This window comes from Halomonas sp. BN3-1 (assembly GCF_003056325.1).
Classification (GTDB): domain Bacteria; phylum Pseudomonadota; class Gammaproteobacteria; order Pseudomonadales; family Halomonadaceae; genus Halomonas; species Halomonas litopenaei.
Window position 1 is genome coordinate 1 of sequence record NZ_PYVV01000058.1, and the last position, 493, is coordinate 493.

Consider the following 493-nt stretch of genomic DNA (forward strand, 5'->3'; position numbering starts at 1 on the left):
CTGCGTTTGCCCAGGTCGATACCGATGATGGCGGGAGCGGTCATGAGCGTGGTCCTCTGAAAAGAAGAAGCCCAGCAAGCATAGCCTGCTGGGCTTCGAGGTCAGGCTGACCATCTCATTAAAGCCCAACTCCTCTCGGAATTGGGCTTCTTCTGAATAAATGCCTGCGCCTCTGCGGCCACTTCGTGGCCTTGAGCCTGGGCTCGGGGCGCCGCAAGCGGCTTTACATCCCTCGCCCGTTCGAGCCTGACAATGCGTTGCATTGTCCGGGCGGCTCTCACCCTACTCTCGCATGCGAGGAAGGGTCATCGTACAGACATAAACAAAAACCCCCAACTCCTTCGGAGCTGGGGGTTTTTGTTTATGTAAATGCCTGACGATGACCTACTCTCGCATGGGGAGACCCCACACTACCATCGGCGCTGAGCGGTTTCACTTCTGAGTTCGGCAAGGGATCAGGTGGTTCCCACTCGCTATGGTCGTCAGGCGGAAA

General features: G+C 57.2%; 1 rRNA gene. It reads right to left on the reverse strand.

Annotation, left to right across the window (positions count from 1 at the left end):
• Positions 1–371: 371 nt before the first annotated feature.
• Positions 372–487, reverse strand: a 5S ribosomal RNA gene (rrf, locus tag C9F12_RS22295).
• Positions 488–493: the final 6 nt, after the last annotated feature.